Raw genomic sequence first — 17,303 nt, 5'->3', positions numbered from 1 at the left:
CTCTCGTGCGTTCTCAGCTCTGGTGCGTCATCGACGGGAGCCTCAGCGGGGCCGGGCTCAGCGGCGCACGATGACGGTGCCGGCGGCACGGTCGTGCAGGCCACGCCCGTCGTTGCCCCACACCACGGCGGGGATGACCAGGCACAGCAGCAGCGTGCGGACCGCGCCGCGCGCGAAGCCGACGTACGTGCCCTCGGGGGCACCCAGGACCCGCACCTGCAGCCCCAGGAGCCGGTGCCCGACCGTGAAGCCCGCCGTGCTCACGAGGAGCACGTTCTCGACTGCGAAGACGAGGAGCGGCGCCCAGGAGCTCATGTCCGACCAGGAGCCCGGGTTGGTGAGGAGGAACGCGACCAGGCTCGCGACGGCCCAGTCGATCACCAGCGCGACGACCCGCCGTCCGACCCTCGCCGGCGACCCGTGCCCCTCGCCTGGGAGCCCGAGACGCTCCGCGCTCGACGGTCCGGACCTGTCGGCCGCTCCCCCTTCGAGCCACGACCCCATGTCCTCGCGCGATGCCATGCGACCCAGGGTACGTTCCTCGCGGTGCATCCCTCACGGCAGGCGCCGGCAGCGACGTCTACGTAACGTGCACGAAACATGGGCGGCACGCCAGAGAAACGCCCCACCTCTAGCGTCGTGCACGCCGAGCACCGGCCCCTCCCCGGGTACGTCAGAGCAAGGAGCGCACGAATGTTCACCAACGCCGACGAGGCCATCGCCTACACCCGTCGTGAGGGGGTGGAGTTCATCGACGTCCGGTTCATCGACCTGCCGGGCGTGATGCAGCACTTCAACATCCCGACGGAGCAGTTCTCCGAGGACTCCTTCACCGACGGCCTGATGTTCGACGGATCGTCGATCCGCGGGTTCCAGGCGATCCACGAGTCCGACATGAAGCTGGTCCCCGACGTCACGACGGCGTACCTGGACCCGTTCCGCAAGCGCAAGACGCTGATCATGAACTTCTCGATCGTGGACCCGTTCACGGACGAGCCGTACTCCCGCGACCCCCGCACCATCGCGGCCAAGGCCGAGGCGTACCTGAAGTCGACCGGCATCGCCGACACCGCGTTCTTCGCCCCCGAGGCCGAGTTCTACGTGTTCGACGACGTGCGCTTCAAGACCGCGGCGAACGAGAGCTTCTTCCACCTGGACTCCGTCGAGGCCGCGTGGAACACCGGGCGCGAGGAGGAGGGTGGCAACCTCGGGTACAAGACCCGGTTCAAGGGCGGCTACTTCCCCGTCTCCCCCAACGACCAGTTCGCCGACCTGCGCGACGAGATGTGCGCCGTGCTCGCCCAGGTCGGCCTCGACGTCGAGCGCGCGCACCACGAGGTGGGCACCGCCGGCCAGCAGGAGATCAACTACCGCTTCAACACGCTGATGCACTCGGCCGACGACCTGATGAAGTTCAAGTACGTCATCAAGAACGTCGCCTGGCAGGCCGGCAAGACCGTCACGTTCATGCCGAAGCCGATCTTCGGCGACAACGGCTCGGGCATGCACTCGCACCAGTCGCTGTGGCTGAACGGTGAGCCCCTGTTCTACGACGAGAAGGGCTACGGCGGCCTGTCCGACACAGCCCGCTGGTACATCGGCGGCCTGCTCAAGCACGCGCCGTCGCTGCTGGCCTTCACCAACCCGTCGGTGAACTCCTACCGCCGCCTCGTCCCGGGCTACGAGGCCCCCGTCAACCTCGTCTACTCGGCTCGCAACCGCTCCGCGTGCATCCGCATCCCGGTCACCGGTTCGTCGCCCAAGGCGAAGCGCGTCGAGTTCCGCGTGCCGGACCCGACGGCGAACCCCTACCTCGCGTTCGCCGCGCAGCTCCTCGCGGGCATCGACGGCATCAAGAACCGCATCGAGCCGCCGGCGCCGATCGACAAGGACCTGTACGAGCTGCCCCCCGAGGAGCACGCGCAGATCGCCCAGGTGCCTGCGTCCCTCGAGGAGGCTCTGGACAACCTCGAGCGCGACCACGAGTTCCTGACCCAGGGCGACGTCTTCTCCGAGGACCTCATCGCCACCTGGATCGACTACAAGCGCAGCAACGAGATCGACCCCATCCGCCTGCGCCCGCACCCGCACGAGTTCGAGCTCTACTACGACATCTGACAGACGGGTTTTGTAGCCCCTGCTGAGGTCGCCTGAAACGGCGGCTGACCTGCGCGAACGTCTTTCGACGTTGCGCAGCGTCAGCCGCCGTTTCGCGTTCTCGTGTGTGATCCGTGTGTGATCGGACGCCAAAGGCACCCGTAACCCGCCAGCCTCCTGGCTTAGCCGCGACATCGTGTACCCCCACCTTCCGTGAACTCAGCAAGCTGGAATCTAGGCCGCGTGATCGCACCGAGGTCTCGGATTACACGGGTGTCAGCCAGTCGAGGGCGGAGTGCCGGCGCTGGAACGCCCGCTGGACCCGATGAATCCGGTGATCCTGAACGACGGGATTGTGTTCAAGATCCCGGTCGGCAGCGCCAGGGCCGACGACCGTGCCCATGTACGTCGCGATGGCATCAGCGTCGACGACGAGCGGGACTTGCTGGGGAGGTAGGGCGGCCCCACCGGCGGTAACGGAGCCACGCAGTGAACAAGCATGCTGACAGAACTACGCAATTGTGGGATTCTCGACGCGTGCATCGTGTGCTGCAACGGCCTGCGGGGGCTTCCCGAGGCGGATCACCACGCCCTGGCCAGGTGTACCCAGTGCGCAACATGCTGCGGTACGCCTCGAGAAAACTTGCAGGCCGCCAGACGCGAGCTCAATGCGATCTACACCGCGCCCACGCTCGAGGCTGCGCTGCGCGGGTGCCGCCTGAACCCGAGGCCGACGATGAGGAATGAGCGGATCAGTGTCGACCCATGCCGATCGCCAAGCCCGGCTCGCCGACTGGCTGGAGGAAAAGCGTCCGGACTTGGCGAGCATGTACCGGGCCGCTCTGAAGTTGCTCGCGGAAGCCGCAAAGCCAGGCGACGAGCGGACGCGGGTGTCGCACATCTGCCACTCGATGCGGGAAGTAATGAAACACCTCCCGGAAGCAATTTCAGCCGTCGGGCGCGACGAGAGGCGCGCACGAAGCAACAACTTTGTGAGGAAACTCCCGAGCGTCGTGGCGAAGTACCCTGCTCTTGATCTCACCCAGAACGCCGAGAACGTTCCAGTTCCGCAGGAAATCGCACGCCTCTTGGATGAGCTGGTCAGTGCCGCAGTCTCGGAGGACGGGCGATTTCTGGCCGACATCGCCGTTTTCCTCACCGACGATGGCGACACGAAGCACCCCGCCGTCCGAGAGTGGTACGCGGCGTACAACTACTTCGTGAAATGGGCACACCTCCATGGCGAGCAGAGCGACGTTGACGCTCTTCCCACGGACGATGATCTAGTATTCCGGATTAACTCGGTCGAAGTCCTGATGGACGCAAAGCGCGCCGAGTTCTTCGACAGCCTGCGCGCGATCGAGGATCTGCTCGCCGAAGCCAATAGGCTGGATGAGGGAGGCGACAACGGTGGCTAAGCATCAAGCTCCGACGGCAGAGCAGGTCCAGACCGCGCTGCGCAGGCTGACCTCGTTCCAACTCCGTCGAGCGTTCTACGAGGGGCTCAAGAATCCGCTCTGGGTCAAACCGCTCGCTGATGCCGGAGCATTCAGCAGTCCGCCCGAGCCGGAGGTGGGAAGCGATGGTGTCGTTCGCGAGCGATACTGGCCTGAAGCCAGCTATCTGGACGAGATGGCGGAACACGTTCCGGCGGAGGTGGCCGGCGTTCTCGTCACGCTTGCAGGAAGTACCAACCCCTGGGTCCAAAGAATCGCATTCTCTGCTGGCTCGCGCATGCCCGCGGCTATCGCAGCCAAACTGAAGCCCGCTATCGACGGCTGGGAAGACACCGGCTACGGGTGGCGCACCGACCCGCGGGATCTCGTGTCCTTCACCGTCAACTTGCTGGAAGGAGGCGAGACGAAGTTCGGCATTTCGCTTGCCAACAAGCTGCTCCGACCAACTGATGACGAGGGCACTAGCGGGGACCCCGTGACGGAGTTGAAGGCTCATTGGTACTCGCACGAACTCCCGAGGGTGACCCGCGCCCTCGGGGACAACGCGCTGAAGACCATACTTCCTTGGCTCACCCTCTACGAAGAGCACAAACGGAACATCGGCGAGGGTTACGACCACAGCGGCTTTGGGCGATCGGAGATCTCGAGCAGACGGAACAACTACCACGAGGTCGAGGACGCGCTGATCGATGCTGTGCGCGACGCAGCGGTAGATCGGCTCGAGGAGAATCCGGCAGCGGCGTGGGCGGACCTCAATCGGAATCCCATCCTTATCGTGCGCCGCATCTCGCTCTATGCGGTCGCGGAGGTCCTCGAGCGCCAGGTGGCTAACGAGACCGTGAGTTCCGACGTAGTCTCGGTCGCGCGCGAACTCATGCTGGATGCCAAGTCCCGCGACCAACTCGCCGTCTCGGACTTCATTAGGCTCCTCCGCACGCTAGGCACCGTCTCTCCTGCTGAACTTGACCCGCTAGAAGGCGTGTTGGCGTCAGGCCACGCGACCGAGCAGGCGGCAGCGCGAATCACGCGCAACCTGAGTGCTCAGGGTGAGTCAGACGAAGAGATTAAGGACCAGATCGCTCAATGGGATATGCGATGGCGGCACCGCGTGTTGGCCGGAGTTGGACGTGATCTTCTCCCGAAGCCACTCCGTCAGCAACTGGACGAGCTAGACGCTGAAGCCGGGATCGTCGATGACCCGATGCGTCCCACATTTCAGACTTCCAGTTGGACCGGCCCGAACAGCCCAATCTCTCAGGAGGAGATGGCCGCTCTTGCGCCAATGGAGCTCGTAGCCCATCTGGAAGGCTGGCATTACGAGGGTGACGGTTGGGGACCTGAGCCGTCCCACGAGGGGCAAGCGAGAGTGCTTGAAGCAGTCGTCACCAGCAATCCTCGGGCATTGGCTGGACAGCGAGACCTCGTCCAGCGATTGCGCCCTACCTACCTGCGGGCCGTCCTCAGCGGCTGGGAGGGAGCACGCAAGGCCGGGCTTGACCTTCCTTGGGAGCAAGCGTTGGCTCTGGCTGGGGACATCCTCGGCCACTCCGATGAGTCTCGTCTCCCCGCTGAAGGGGGACGCTTCGATGACGATCCCGACTTTACAGAGGCGAAGAAGGTCGCGATCCGATTCCTGGCCCACCTGGCGTCAAACTCCTCGGCTACGAAACTTCCGGAGTATCAGCTAGACCAACTGGCGGATTACCTCTTGACCGCTGCATCCGGAACTTCCGCATGGGATGAATACGTCAGTGCAGTCGGCGAGGAGTCTGGGTGGGACCCGTTCATGGTCTCGCTGAACTGGAAGTGGCCTATCTTACTCCGTGGTCTCGTCTATCTCGTGGGCATGGGGGAAGGCCACAAGTGGCGCGCCAGGGTGCTCGAGGCGCTCCGCGAGCAACTCTCTCTGGAAGACCCTCGGGGAGGCTCCCGAGCAGTGCTCGGCGAGGGACTCGGACGATTGTTCAACCATGCCCGCGACTGGCTTGAAGAGAACCTGGCCATGTACTTCGGCACTAGATCAGCGATCGACCGGAATCAGCAGGTCGCGCTGACAACTGCGATTGCCATGCACTACTACCACCGAGATCTCTATCAGCTTCTGTCGGACCCGATGATCGCCGCACTCGACAGCACCGAGCAAATCGCGATCGGGTGGGGCAACGATGTCTCACCGCAGCAACGAATCGGCCAGTGGGTGATAGAGGCGATTATTCGAGGAGACATCGGCGACGATGACCCGCTGCGGGCCGAGTTCTATACGCGAGCCGACGCCGAGACCCGCGGCGACGCGATCGGGCATACCGCCTGGTCCTTTATGCACGCCGAGGCGGTCGACGACGCTATCCGCGACCGGCTCGCCGAGCTCTGGGACGAGCGGGTTCGTCACGTCGCGTCCCACGCCGAGGACAAGGCAGAGCTCAAGGACTTCTACTGGTTTGTCAGGAGTGGAAAGTTCCCAGCCTCATGGTGGCTCCCCAGGCTGGTGGAGGCGCTTGAACTGTATGGCGAGCTGCCTACGAACGGAATGATCGGCGAGCAAATGGCTGCGGCCGCCGCCGAGCTTCCACGCGTTGCCCTTGACGCGCTGACAATGCTCCTAGCCCCCGCCGAAACATCAGGCCGCGAAGACTACGACCTGCGGACACACGCGCTAGCACCGGTGATCGCCGCAGCTCTCAGGACGTCTGACCCCGAGCTCCAAGCCGATGCACGATCCCTGATGAACCACATGGGTGAGCGAGGGGAAATCGACCTCGAACGGCGCGTCATCGCGATTCTGAGTGCACTACCAGACGCCAAGACGTCAACGCCCTGACGTTGGGTCACCGCAACCAGCCACCAACGGGAGGCGTCTCCGCCGGTCAGCACGTGATGTCTCACCAGCCCTAGGACAGGGGTTCGTGGCCCCGCTGAAGTCGACGAACGGCGGCTGACCTGCGTGAACGTAGCAGCACGATTGCCAGCGTCGGCCGCCGTTTCGCGTTCTCTGGCGGGAACTAGGCGGGACACTTGCCCACGGCACAGTTCAGCTCGGGCGCGCTCCCGTTCCGGGTGCTGATGGCAGCGCATCATCCCGGAACGCTAGCCTGCACCGGACGCCGGAGCATCGGAACGCCGCACAAGCCCTGGTCCCGGTCGCCAATAGAACTGGGACTGCTGCACGGTTAGGTGACACCTGACCTGTGGTGCCTGCGGGTGCTGCTGGAAGGATGTTCACCGTGCCCAGACCCCATCCCAAGGAGTTCCGCGACGACGTCGTGGCGATCGCCCGCCAGGGCGAGTCCACGGTCAAGCAGGTCGCGAAGGACTTCGGCATCAGCGAGTCGTGCCTGCGCAACTGGCTGCACCAGGCCGATGTCGAGGACGGCGCCAAGCCCGGCGTGACGAAGAGCGAGTCGACCGAGCTGCGCGAAGCCCGCAAGCGGGTCCGCCTGCTGGAGCAGGAGAACGAGGTCCTGCGCCGTGCGGCGGCGTACTTCGCCCAGGCGCACCTGCCGGGAAATGACCTACCCGCTCGTCCGTGAACTTGCTGCTGACGGTGTCCCCGTCACGGTGACGTGCCGGGTCCTCAAGCTCGCCCGCCAGGCCTACTACCGATGGCTCGCCAACCCCGTCACCGCCACAGAGCTCGAACAGGCCTACCTCGCCAACGCCCTGTTCGACGCCCACCGGGACGACCCCGAGTTCGGGTACCGGCTCCTGGGTGACGAGGCCCGCGACGCCGGTCACAGCGCGTGCGACCGCACGATGTGGCGACTCGTGCGCGATGGGCGCTGGTGGTCGGTGTTCGGCAAGCCGAAGGGCACCAAGGGCGGCAAGAAGCCTGGCCCGCCCGCGCACGACGACCTCGTGCGACGCGACTTCACTGCCAGTGAACCGAACACCCTGTGGCTTACGGACATCACCGAACACCCCACCGGCGAGGGCAAGGTCTACCTCTGCGCGATCAAGGACGTGTACTCCAACCGGATCGTGGGGTACTCCATCAGCGACCGCATGAAGTCCTCCCTGGCCGTGGCCGCCCTTGAGAACGCCGTCGCCAGACGGGCCATCGAGGGTCGTGAAGTAGCCGGCTGCATCGTGCACAGCGACAGAGGCAGCCAGTTCCGAAGCCGGAAATTCCTGGCGGCGCTGCGCCGTCACGACCTGGTCGGATCCATGGGCCAGGTCGCCTCCGCCGGCGACAACGCCGCCATGGAGTCCTTCTTCGCCCTGATGCAGAAGAACGTCCTGGACCGCCGCCGCTGGACCACCCAGGCCGAACTGCGGATCGCGATCATCACCTGGATCGAACGCACCTACCACCGCCGACGCCGCCAAGCGCGCCTCGGACGATTGACCCCGATCGAGTACGAAGCCATCATCACCACTCAGGTCGCACTCGCCGCCTGACAACCGCTGTCACCTATCCGTGCAGCAGTCCCCTTCTTGTTCTCGTGTGCGATCGGTGTGTGATCGAATGTCGATCAGTTGTCTCGAAGAGGTCCCAGCGCACGATCTCTGCATGTCCGAGCTCGACCTGCTCGCACCGGTATGGATCGAGAGGGCAGACGCCTGCGCGACGGGCTTGCAGGACTCGTGTCGGGTCTGTCCGGACTTGGCCCTGGTTCACGGGACCGTGCGTTGCTCGGCTCTTTCCGCTTTCAGTGGTTGATCTTGCGGACCACCTCCAGCGTTACAGATTACGTCCGGTATGGGACATTATCTGTTATGGCTGGCCACCAGTTCCTCACGATCGAAGAGACGGCGAACGCCCTCGGGGTGTCGACTCGTCACGCCCGCCGACTGGCCGACTCCGGCGCGGTCAGCCGGATTGCTCGCGGGCTGATCGACACCGCCTCGGTCGACCGTTACCGCCAGTCGCAGCGCCAGGGCCGCACCAGAGCGTGGGCGGAACACACCGCATGGGCAGCGGTAGCCCTGCTCGCAGGTCAGGACGCCGCCTGGCTGGGAGCCGGCCAAACCTCCCGGCTCCGACAGAACCTGCGCAAGATCGCTGCCGCGCGGGAAGTCGACGGCCTCCTGACTCGGATGCGCGACCGTGCCCAGGTCCGCATCTACGCGGCCCATCGTGCGGCGATTCCCCGGCTCCGTGACGTCGCCGCCCTCGTCGACATGCGAGCACTCGGAGTCACCGACACCGTGGGCGAGGGCATCGACGGCTACGTCGCCGCCCACGACCTCGATGACCTCGTCCAAACCCTCGGCCTACGGGCCGACGCCGGCGGCGCCGTGACCCTGCGAGTGACCGCGTTCGACTTCGACCGTGTCCATGGGCTGGTCGACACCTCCGTCGCCGCCGCCCTCGACGCGGCTACGAGCACCGATCCGCGGCTCCGGGGCGTCGGTCGCCGAGCGCTGGGCGAGTTGCTGGAGACGTACCGATGAGCGCCGAACGCACCACCATCGAGGTCACCGCCGTGCCCGGCGGCTGGCCAGCTCCAAGGCCTGGCGTCGCAGAGCTGGCCGAGGCTCCCCCGGCCGCGAGCTGGACGCTGGTGGGCGGCCTGATGACCCAGCTCTATAGGATCCATCGCAGGCTCGGCGACGTAGTGGGAGCGGCGCGGCAGTTCCGGCCGAACGGTCCCGCGAGGCGCCGGGTGCCGTCCCGGCACCCGGCCGCCTCGCGGACGAGGCCCCACCCGCACGACTCCGGCTGCGGCGTCGCTCGCTTCCCCCGAGCTGCGCCGCTGCCTCGCGACGTGCGGTGCGGTGGGACCCCGAGGAACACACCCGGTGCTCGCGCCGCCGGTGCAGGAGGCCACCGCCGGCTGAAGCTTCAGGTGCATGCCCGAGGCTATAGCGCTGAAACGAAAAAATCTCCCTGACCAGGCGTTTTACGCGAACAAGATTATTCGGACCAACGCCGCAAGGGGTTCGTTCAGCGCTCGTCAGGCCCCGGCGTCGCGCGCGGACCTGCGTCCGGGCCGGTCCCTGCGTCCGGGCCGGCCACGGCGTCCGGGCCGGCCACGGGCTCGGCACCGTGCTCGTCGGCGTGGTGCTCGTCGGCGTGGTGCTCGTCGGCGTGCTTGGGGCCGAACGGCAGCACGTGCATGACGGCGACCACGACGGCGCCGACCACGAGCCCGACGACAGCGGAGAACAGCGTGTTCACCAACCACGCCAGGAACCCACCGATCGTGGGGACGGCATGGGCGGCCGCCTCCTCGAGGTGGTGCACGACCTCGTACGGCCAGTGGAACCCGAGCTCGTCCGCGCCGGTGAGCAGGATGTGCCCACCGACCCAGAGCATCGCGACGGTGCCGACCACGGACACCACCGCGAGCACCTTCGGCATGCCGGAGACGAGGCTGCGGCCGATCCGCTGGCTCAGCTCCGAGCTCCGACCCGCGAGCGCCAGCCCGACGTCGTCCATCTTCACGATGAGCGCGACCACGCCGTAGACGATCACGGTGATGACCAGCGCGACGACGAGCAGGATGACGAGACGGGAGAAGAAGGGCTCGCTGGCGACCTCGTTGAGCGAGATGACCATGATCTCTGCCGACAGGATGAGGTCGGTCCGCACGGCACCGGCGACGAGCGCCTTCTCGGCCTCTGGCCCGACCGTCGCGGCGGGCTTGGCGTGCCCCTCGTGCCCGCGCAGCCGGCCCCAGATCTTCTCCGCGCCCTCGAACGCGAGGTACGTGCCACCGACCATGAGGATCGGCGTCAGCAGCCACGGCGCCCACTGGCTGAGGATCATGGCCACCGGAAGGATGAACAGCACCTTGTTCCGGATCGAGCCCCAGGCGATCTTCTTGATGATCGGGATCTCGCGGTCCGCAGCCACACCGTGCACGTATTGCGGGGTGACGGCGGTGTCGTCGACGACGACGCCCGCTGCCTTCGCGGTCGCGCGCCCGGCTGCGGCCCCGACGTCGTCGATGGACGCCGCGGCGAGCTTGGCGATGGCCGCGACGTCGTCGAGCAGCCCGAGCAGCCCTGCGCTCACGCGGTCACCACCACGGGCGCGGAGCGGCGGCGTGCGGAGGCGCTCAGGTGGTCGAGCGTCGGAGAGGTGCGCATGCGCCTATCGTGCCGCATCCGGGGCCCGCGGCCCGACCGGAGCCACGCTCCGGACGTGTCATTCCTCGCCGTAGAAGACCCGCTCGACGACGGACCTCGCCCGGCGCGCGGTGCGCAGGTACAGGTCCTCGAGCTCCGCGCCCGTGCCGACGTCGCCCATGAGGTTGGCGATGCCGGCGAGCTCGCGCCGGTCGTGCGGGAGGATGTCGACCTGCGCGCCCGTCGTCCGGCCGGACCACAGCACGACGGCGGAACGCAGCCGGGAGGCGAAGTACCACGCGTCCCGCAGGCACGACGTGTCGTCGGGGTCGACGAGCCCGGCGGCCTGCGCGGCGTCCAGCGCCGTGACCGTGCCTGTGGTGCGCATCGCCGGCACCGCGTGCGCGTGCTGGAGCTGCAGCAGCTGCACCGTCCACTCGACGTCCGAGACGCCGCCACGCCCGAGCTTGAGGTGCCGGGACGGGTCGGCGCCGCGGGGCAGGCGCTCGGCCTCCACCCGCGCCTTGATCCGGCGCACCTCGCGCAGCCGGCCCTCGTCGAGCCCGCCGACCGGGTAGCGCGCGCGGTCGGCGAGCGCGGTGAACCGGGCGGCCAGGGTGGCGTCGTCCTCCGCGCCCGAGATGTCGCCCGCGACGGGCCGCGCTCGCAGCAGCGCCTGGGACTCCCACACGCTCGACCACCGCTCGTAGTACTCGGCGTACGAGTCGAGGGTGCGCACCAGCGGCCCCTGCCGCCCCTCGGGGCGTAGGTCAGCGTCCACGGGCAGCGCCGGCTCCTTCCCGACGGCGGACAGCAGCGACCGCAGCCGGGTCGCCGTGAGCTGCGCGAACTCCTGAGCGGCCTGCGGGTCCGCCCCGGCCACCGGGTCGTGCACGAACATCACGTCCGCGTCCGAGCCGTAGCCCATCTCCCGCCCGCCGAGGCGTCCCATCGCGACGACGAGCATCCGCGTGGGGTCCGCGGCCGGGTCCTGGCCGAGCCCGAGCTCCTCGCGCGCGGCGAACCGGGCGACGCGCAACCCGCCGACGAGCACCATGTCGGCGGCGTCCGAGATCGCGGCCGCCGCGTCCACGGCGTCGATCAGGCCCAGCACCTCGGCGGCACCGGTGCGCGCGAGCTCCCGACGGCGCACGGCACGCAGGCGCGTCGCGGCGGGCTCGGACTCCTCGGCACGCGTGAGCACGGCGTCCGCCTCGCCGGCGAGGCGCTGCGGGCCCCGCGGCTCGAGACCCTTGATGTCCGCCAGCCACTGCACCGACTCCGGGGATCGGGCGAGGGCGTCGGCCAGGTATCGCGACGACGACAGCAGCCGCGACAGGTGGTAGGCGGCGTTCTCCGAGTCGCGCAGCAGCCGCAGGTACCAAGGGGTCGCGCCCAGGTCCTCCGACAGCTTGCGGAACGCCAGGAGGCCCGCGTCCGGGTCCCCGCCCTCGGCGAACCAGCCGAGCAGCACAGGAAGCAGCTGGCGCTGCAGCGCCGCCCGCCGGGACGTGCCCGCGGTGAGGGCCGTGACGTGGCGCATCGCCCCGTCGGGGTCGCGGTAGCCGATCGCGGCGAAGCGCTCCCGAGCGGCGTCGGGGGCCAGGGCGAGCTCGTCGTCGGACAGCTGTGCCGACGCCGGCAGCAGAGGCCGGTAGAAGACCTCCTCGTGCAGCGAGCGCACCTCGCGACGGGTGGCGCGCCACCGCTCGAGGAGCCCGGCCGCGCCGTCGGACCGCATGCCCAGGGACCGCGCGAGCCGCCGCAGGTCCTCCTCCGCCGTGGGCAGCAGGTGCGTGCGCCGCAGCCGGAAGAGCTGCACGCGGTGCTCGAGGGCGCGCAGGAACCGGTAGCACACGCTCATCCGCGCCGCGTGATCGCGGCCGACGTACCCCTGCGCGGCGAGCGCCGTGAGCGCGCTCAGGGTATGCGGGGAGTGCAGGTTCTGGTCGGTGCGCCCGTGCACGAGCTGCAGGAGCTGCACCGTGAACTCCACGTCGCGCAGGCCGCCCTTGCCGAGCTTGATCTGCCGGTCCGCCTCGGCCGGGGGCACGTGGTCCTCCACCCGCCGGCGCATCGCCCGGGAGTCCTCCACGAAGTTGTCGCGGTGCACGGCCGACCACACGAAGGGGTCCACGGCCTCCCGGTAGGCGCGCCCCAGGTCGGCGTCCCCGGCGATCGGGCGCGCCTTGAGGAGCGCCTGGAACTCCCAGGTCTCCGCCCACCGCTCGTAGTACGCGACGTGGCTGTCCAGCGTGCGCACCAGCGGACCCTGCTTGCCCTCCGGTCGCAGCGCGGCGTCCACCTGCCACAGCGCGGGCTCCCCCGAGGCCCCGGAGCACACCCGCTGCAGCCCCGACGCCAGGCGGGTGCCGGCCGCCAGGGCCTCGTCCTCGGACGGCGTGCTCCCGTCCGCGCGCTCGCCCGGCTCGCACACGTAGACGACGTCGACGTCGGAGACGTAGTTGAGCTCTCGCCCGCCCGTCTTCCCCATGCCGATGACGGCGAGGCGGACGCCTGCGCAGGGCTCGCCCACCTCCGCGCGGGCCACGGCGAGCGCCGCCTCGATGGCCGCGGCGGCGAGGTCGGCGAGCGCGGCGGCCACTGCGGGTAGGCGGGTGAGCGGGTCGGGAGCGGTGAGGTCGGCGGCCGCGATGCGCAGCAGGCGCGCGCGATAGGCGCGGCGCAGCGCGTCCGTCGTCGTCGGGGCCGCCGCGTCCGGCCAGGCGACGCCCGGCTCGCCGTCGGGCGACGCCGCCACGGGGACGCCGTCCGCCGGGTCGGCGCCCACGGCGCGCAGCAGCTCCGACCGCACCAGGGCGGGGTCGGGAGCAGGTCCGGCACCGGCGGCGACGTCACCTGCTGCGAGGAAGACCGCGGCGTCGTCGGTGCGGGCCCCGTCGGCGCCGGGCTCGTCCGCGGACTGCACCGACTGCACGGAGCCCGGCCCGGAGCCGGACCCGGGACCGGACTCCCCGGGGCCGGGGCCGTCGTCGGCCGGCGCGGGCGACGTGCGCGGGAAGTCACCGGCCAGCACCGCGAGGAGCTCCGGCCGGCGAACGATCTCGTCGCCGAGCGCGGACGACGCGCCGAGGACGGCGACCAGCCGGCCCCGCACCTGCGCGTCCGGCGACCCGTCGTCGGCCGCCAGCACCGCTCCCAGCCGCGCCGAGTCGCCGACGGACTCCGCGAGCCGCACGAGCTGCAGCAGCGCGAGGTCCGGGTCCGCGGCGCCGCCCAGCGCCGCCAGCACGACGTCGCCGCCGTCGGGCGGGAGCGCCGCCTGGAGAGCCTCGTCCTCCCACAGCCCCGCGGACCGCGTGAGGTCGGCGAAGCCCGCCTGCAGCAGACGACGCGTGAGGGTCGCCTGCCTCCCGGCACCTGACGCCGTGCTCACGACCCGCCCCTCAGAGGTTCTGCAGGAACCGGCGCAGCTCGTACGGCGTGACCTGCGCCCGGTACGCGTCCCACTCCTGGCGCTTGTTCTTCAGGACGTAGTCGAAGACGTGCTCGCCGAGCGTCTCTGCCACGAGCTCCGAGGACTCCATGAGGTCGACGGCCTCGTCGAGCGACTGCGGCAGCGGGGCGATGCCCAGCGCGCGACGCTCACGGTCCGTGAGCTCCCAGACGTCGTCCCCGGACGACTCGGGCAGCTCGTACGACTCCTCGATGCCCTTGAGCCCCGCGGCGAGCAGGACGGCGAACGAGAGGTACGGGTTCGCCGCGGAGTCGAGCGCGCGGTACTCGACGCGCGAGGAGTTGCCCTTGCCCGGCTTGTACATCGGCACGCGCACCAGCGCGGAACGGTTGTTGTGGCCCCAGCTGATGTAGCTCGGCGCCTCGGCACCGCCCCACAGGCGCTTGTAAGAGTTGACGTACTGGTTCGTGATCGCCGTGATCTCGGCGGCGTGCACGAGCAGCCCCGCGATGAACTGGCGGGCGGTCTTGGACAGCTCGTACTGTGCCCCCGGCTCGTGGAACGCGTTGCGGTCGCCCTCGAACAGGGACAGGTGCGTGTGCATCCCCGAGCCGGGCTGGTCCGCCATCGGCTTGGGCATGAAGGACGCGAACACGCCCTGCTCCAGCGCGACCTCCTTGACGACGGTGCGGAACGTCATGAGGTTGTCCGCCGTCGTCAGCGCGTCGGCGTAGCGCAGGTCGATCTCGTTCTGCCCGGGCCCTGCCTCATGGTGGGAGAACTCCACGGAGATGCCCATGGACTCGAGCATCGTGATGGCGGCCCGGCGGAAGTCGTGCGTGCTGCCCCTCGCCAGGTGGTCGAAGTAGCCCCCGTTGTCGACCGGCACCAGGGGGTCGTCGGACGACGAGAGCTGGTTGAACAGGTAGAACTCGACCTCGGGGTGCGTGTAGAAGGTGAACCCGCGGTCGCTCGCCCTCGCGAGGGTCCGCTTGAGGACGTTGCGCGAGTCCGCGAGCGAGGGCTCGCCGTCGGGCGTGAGGATGTCGCAGAACATCCGCCCCGTGCCGTGCCGCTCCCCGCGCCAGGGCAGCACCTGGAACGTCGTCGGGTCCGGCTTGGCGATCATGTCGGCCTCGTACACGCGGGTGAGGCCCTCGATGGAGCTCCCGTCGAACCCGATGCCCTCCGTGAACGCCTGCTCCAGCTCGGCCGGGGCGACCGCCACCGACTTCAGGATCCCGAGCACGTCGGTGAACCAGAGGCGGATGAAGCGGATGTCGCGCTCCTCGACCGTGCGGAGCACGAACTCCTGCTGCCTGTCCATGAGCCCATCCTGCACGAGAAGTGTTAATGGCGGATGACATACGCCCGACGTCGGCGTCGAGCCGGGCGGTGAGGGCGCGAAGCCGAGGCCGCGCACCTCTGGCATACGCTATCGGCCATGGCGACACCAGGTGACAACGCAGTTCAGGACGCCGCGGCCCCTCGGCGACGGCGCTACCGGGTCCACCACCTCGCGCAGGCGAAGGAGCAGGGCACCAAGATCACGATGCTCACCGCCTACGACGCGCTGACGGCCGCCGTCTTCGACGCCGCCGGCATCGACCTGCTGCTCGTGGGCGACTCCATCGGCAACACGATGCACGGGCACACGACGACGCTGCCCGTCACGGTCGACGACATGATCCCCGCGGCGCGCGCCGTCGCGGGCGCCGCCCCGCACGCGCTCGTCGTCGTGGACCTCCCGTTCGGCTCGTACGAGGCCGGCCCGGAGCAGGCGCTCGGCACGGCGGTACGCCTCATGAAGGAGACCGGCGCCGCCGCGGTCAAGCTCGAGGGCGGCCGCACCGTCGCCGCGCAGATCCGGGCGATCACCGACGCGGGCATCCCCGTCTTCGGGCACCTCGGCTTCACGCCGCAGTCGGAGCACGCCCTGGGCGGGCACCGCGTCCAGGGGCGCGGCGACGACGCGGCGGAGGCCCTGTGCGCCGACGCGCTGGCGGTCCAGGAGGCGGGGGCCGTCGCCGTCGTCCTCGAGATGACCACGGTCGAGGTCGCGGCGCGGGCCACGGAGATCCTGCGGATCCCGACCATCGGCATCGGCGCCGGCGCCGTGACCGACGGCCAGGTGCTCGTCTGGACCGACATGGCGGGCATGACCGACTGGACGCCGAAGTTCGCGCGCCGGTTCGCCGAGCTGGGCACGGCGCTGCGCCAGGCCGCGGAGGACTACGCATCCGAGGTGCGCGCGGGCACGTTCCCCGACGCCGCGCACTCCTTCGAGAGCTGAGGGGGCGCCGGCCGGCGCGGTCCGTCAGGCGTGACCGCGCCAGTCGGCCTCCTCTTCCTCCCAGGAGTCGTTGCGCTGCTTGGCCGTGTCCAGGGCCCGCTCGGCGGCCTCCCTGGTCGGGTACGGCCCCAGCCGGTTCGTCCAGCTGGACCGCTCCGTGCCCTCCTCGACCTGCCCGGTCGAGGTGTTGTACCAGTACTGCACCGGACTCTTGTCGCTCATGGTTCGATCCTGCACCAAGATGGGGCCCATGTCCGTGGCATCAGAGCACGTATCGAAGCACGTCGCGTTCGGCATCGACATCGGCGGGTCCGGGATCAAGGGAGCGCCCGTCGACGTGGCGACCGGTGAGTTCGCCGACGAGCGCCGGCGGATCCCCACCCCGCAGGCGTCGACGCCGCAGGCGGTGGCCGACGTGCTCGCGGAGCTCGTCGACTCCTTCCACCTGGCCGACGACGTGCCCGTCGGCGTGGCGTTCCCCGCCCCGATGGACCACGGCGTGGTCCGGTTCATCGCCAACCTCGACCAGTCGTGGACGGGCGTCGACCTGCCGGACCTGGTGCACCGCACGACGGGTCGCGAGGTGCGTGCCGTGAACGACGCCGACGCCGCGGGCGTGGGCGAGCAGCGCTACGGCGCCGCTGCGGGGCAGGACGGCGTCGTCCTCATGGTGACCCTCGGGACGGGCATCGGCTCGGCGCTGCTGGTGGACGGCGTCCTGGTGCCGAACACCGAGCTGGGCCACCTGGAGATCGACGGGCACGACGCCGAGTCGCGCGCCGCGGAGTCCGCGCGCGAGCGGGACGACCTGTCGTGGGAGCAGTGGGCCGAGCGCCTGCAGCGCTACTTCGAGACCGTCGAGATGCTGCTCTCCCCCGAGCTCGTCGTCGTCGGCGGCGGGGTGAGCAAGCACCACGAGAAGTTCCTGCCGCTGCTCGACCTGCGGGCGCCGATCATCCCCGCGACCCTGCGCAACCGGGCAGGCATCGTCGGGGCCGCCGCGATCGCGGCCGACGCCCACTGACGG

Annotated in this window: 13 protein-coding genes; 8 read left to right on the top strand and 5 right to left on the bottom strand. The window is 69.2% G+C overall.

Translation table 11 applies throughout. The features are described from left to right. Positions 1-57: 57 nt before the first annotated feature. A complete protein-coding gene (locus LEP48_RS16850) occupies positions 58-522 on the bottom strand; it encodes an RDD family protein (protein ID WP_225566735.1) in 465 nt (154 codons plus the stop codon). A gap of 171 nt (positions 523-693) precedes the next feature. On the opposite strand from LEP48_RS16850, the gene glnA reads away from it, so the two are divergent. From glnA to LEP48_RS16820, 6 genes are all read left to right on the top strand, one after another. Continuing rightward, positions 694-2,118: a type I glutamate--ammonia ligase gene (glnA, locus tag LEP48_RS16845; RefSeq protein ID WP_225566734.1), complete on the top strand. Its 1,425-nt coding sequence runs from the start codon at positions 694-696 to the stop codon at positions 2,116-2,118. Positions 2,119-2,392: 274 nt separating this feature from the next. After that, positions 2,393-2,554, top strand: coding sequence for a hypothetical protein (locus LEP48_RS16840; RefSeq protein ID WP_225566733.1), 162 nt, complete (start codon positions 2,393-2,395; stop codon positions 2,552-2,554). Positions 2,555-2,840: 286 nt separating this feature from the next. Further along, the gene (locus LEP48_RS16835) at positions 2,841-3,515 is read left to right on the top strand and encodes a hypothetical protein (RefSeq protein WP_225566732.1); all 675 of its coding nucleotides are present in this window, start codon (positions 2,841-2,843) and stop codon (positions 3,513-3,515) included. Then, positions 3,490-6,372, top strand: coding sequence for a hypothetical protein (locus LEP48_RS16830; RefSeq protein ID WP_225566731.1), 2,883 nt, complete (start codon positions 3,490-3,492; stop codon positions 6,370-6,372). The genes LEP48_RS16835 and LEP48_RS16830 overlap by 26 nt, the downstream gene beginning before the upstream one ends. A gap of 403 nt (positions 6,373-6,775) precedes the next feature. After that, positions 6,776-7,949 (top strand): IS3 family transposase gene (locus LEP48_RS16825; RefSeq protein ID WP_225566730.1). Its coding sequence is split into 2 segments (ribosomal slippage): positions 6,776-7,054 and positions 7,056-7,949, totalling 1,173 coding nucleotides; the frame shifts between segments, so codons are not numbered across the junction. A gap of 231 nt (positions 7,950-8,180) precedes the next feature. Next, positions 8,181-8,945: a helix-turn-helix domain-containing protein gene (locus LEP48_RS16820; protein WP_225566729.1), complete on the top strand. Its 765-nt coding sequence runs from the start codon at positions 8,181-8,183 to the stop codon at positions 8,943-8,945. Positions 8,946-9,438: 493 nt separating this feature from the next. On the opposite strand, the gene LEP48_RS16815 is transcribed toward LEP48_RS16820, so the two are convergent. The 3 genes from LEP48_RS16815 to LEP48_RS16805 all read right to left on the bottom strand — a co-directional run bounded on the left by LEP48_RS16815 (position 9,439) and on the right by LEP48_RS16805 (position 15,310). Continuing rightward, positions 9,439-10,512: a DUF808 domain-containing protein gene (locus tag LEP48_RS16815; RefSeq protein ID WP_225566728.1), complete on the bottom strand. Its 1,074-nt coding sequence runs from the start codon at positions 10,510-10,512 to the stop codon at positions 9,439-9,441. 132 nt (positions 10,513-10,644) lie between these two features. Next, complete coding sequence (locus LEP48_RS16810; RefSeq protein ID WP_225566727.1) at positions 10,645-13,962, bottom strand: bifunctional [glutamine synthetase] adenylyltransferase/[glutamine synthetase]-adenylyl-L-tyrosine phosphorylase; 3,318 nt, start codon at positions 13,960-13,962, stop codon at positions 10,645-10,647. A 10-nt stretch (positions 13,963-13,972) separates the two neighbouring features. Beyond that, positions 13,973-15,310 carry a glutamine synthetase family protein gene (locus LEP48_RS16805; RefSeq protein ID WP_225566726.1) on the bottom strand — a complete coding sequence of 446 codons (1,338 nt, stop codon included), beginning with the start codon at positions 15,308-15,310 and terminating at the stop codon, positions 13,973-13,975. Positions 15,311-15,427: 117 nt separating this feature from the next. Between LEP48_RS16805 and panB the strand changes: the two genes are divergently transcribed. Then, positions 15,428-16,276 carry a 3-methyl-2-oxobutanoate hydroxymethyltransferase gene (panB, locus tag LEP48_RS16800; protein ID WP_225566725.1) on the top strand — a complete coding sequence of 283 codons (849 nt, stop codon included), beginning with the start codon at positions 15,428-15,430 and terminating at the stop codon, positions 16,274-16,276. A 24-nt stretch (positions 16,277-16,300) separates the two neighbouring features. On the opposite strand, the gene LEP48_RS16795 is transcribed toward panB, so the two are convergent. Then, positions 16,301-16,498, bottom strand: coding sequence for an SPOR domain-containing protein (locus LEP48_RS16795; protein WP_225566724.1), 198 nt, complete (start codon positions 16,496-16,498; stop codon positions 16,301-16,303). A gap of 28 nt (positions 16,499-16,526) precedes the next feature. On the opposite strand from LEP48_RS16795, the gene ppgK reads away from it, so the two are divergent. Then, positions 16,527-17,300 carry a polyphosphate--glucose phosphotransferase gene (ppgK, locus tag LEP48_RS16790; protein WP_225566723.1) on the top strand — a complete coding sequence of 258 codons (774 nt, stop codon included), beginning with the start codon at positions 16,527-16,529 and terminating at the stop codon, positions 17,298-17,300. Positions 17,301-17,303 lie beyond the last annotated feature (3 nt).

The sequence above is a fragment of the Isoptericola luteus genome (genome assembly GCF_020297055.1).
GTDB classification, from domain to species: domain Bacteria; phylum Actinomycetota; class Actinomycetes; order Actinomycetales; family Cellulomonadaceae; genus Isoptericola; species Isoptericola luteus.
This window is presented reverse-complemented; position numbering and strand designations above follow the sequence as displayed.

Excerpts from the sequence above, each read along its gene's own strand:
- LEP48_RS16850 (WP_225566735.1), bottom strand. The coding sequence starts at position 522 with ATGGCATCGCGCGAGGACATGGGGTCGTGGCTCGAAGGGGGAGCGGCC.
- glnA (WP_225566734.1), top strand. The coding sequence starts at position 694 with ATGTTCACCAACGCCGACGAGGCCATCGCCTACACCCGTCGTGAGGGG.
- LEP48_RS16835 (WP_225566732.1), top strand. The coding sequence starts at position 2,841 with ATGAGCGGATCAGTGTCGACCCATGCCGATCGCCAAGCCCGGCTCGCC.
- LEP48_RS16830 (WP_225566731.1), top strand. The coding sequence starts at position 3,490 with ATGAGGGAGGCGACAACGGTGGCTAAGCATCAAGCTCCGACGGCAGAG.
- LEP48_RS16805 (WP_225566726.1), bottom strand. The coding sequence starts at position 15,310 with ATGGACAGGCAGCAGGAGTTCGTGCTCCGCACGGTCGAGGAGCGCGAC.
- panB (WP_225566725.1), top strand. The coding sequence starts at position 15,428 with ATGGCGACACCAGGTGACAACGCAGTTCAGGACGCCGCGGCCCCTCGG.
- LEP48_RS16795 (WP_225566724.1), bottom strand. The coding sequence starts at position 16,498 with ATGAGCGACAAGAGTCCGGTGCAGTACTGGTACAACACCTCGACCGGG.
- ppgK (WP_225566723.1), top strand. The coding sequence starts at position 16,527 with ATGTCCGTGGCATCAGAGCACGTATCGAAGCACGTCGCGTTCGGCATC.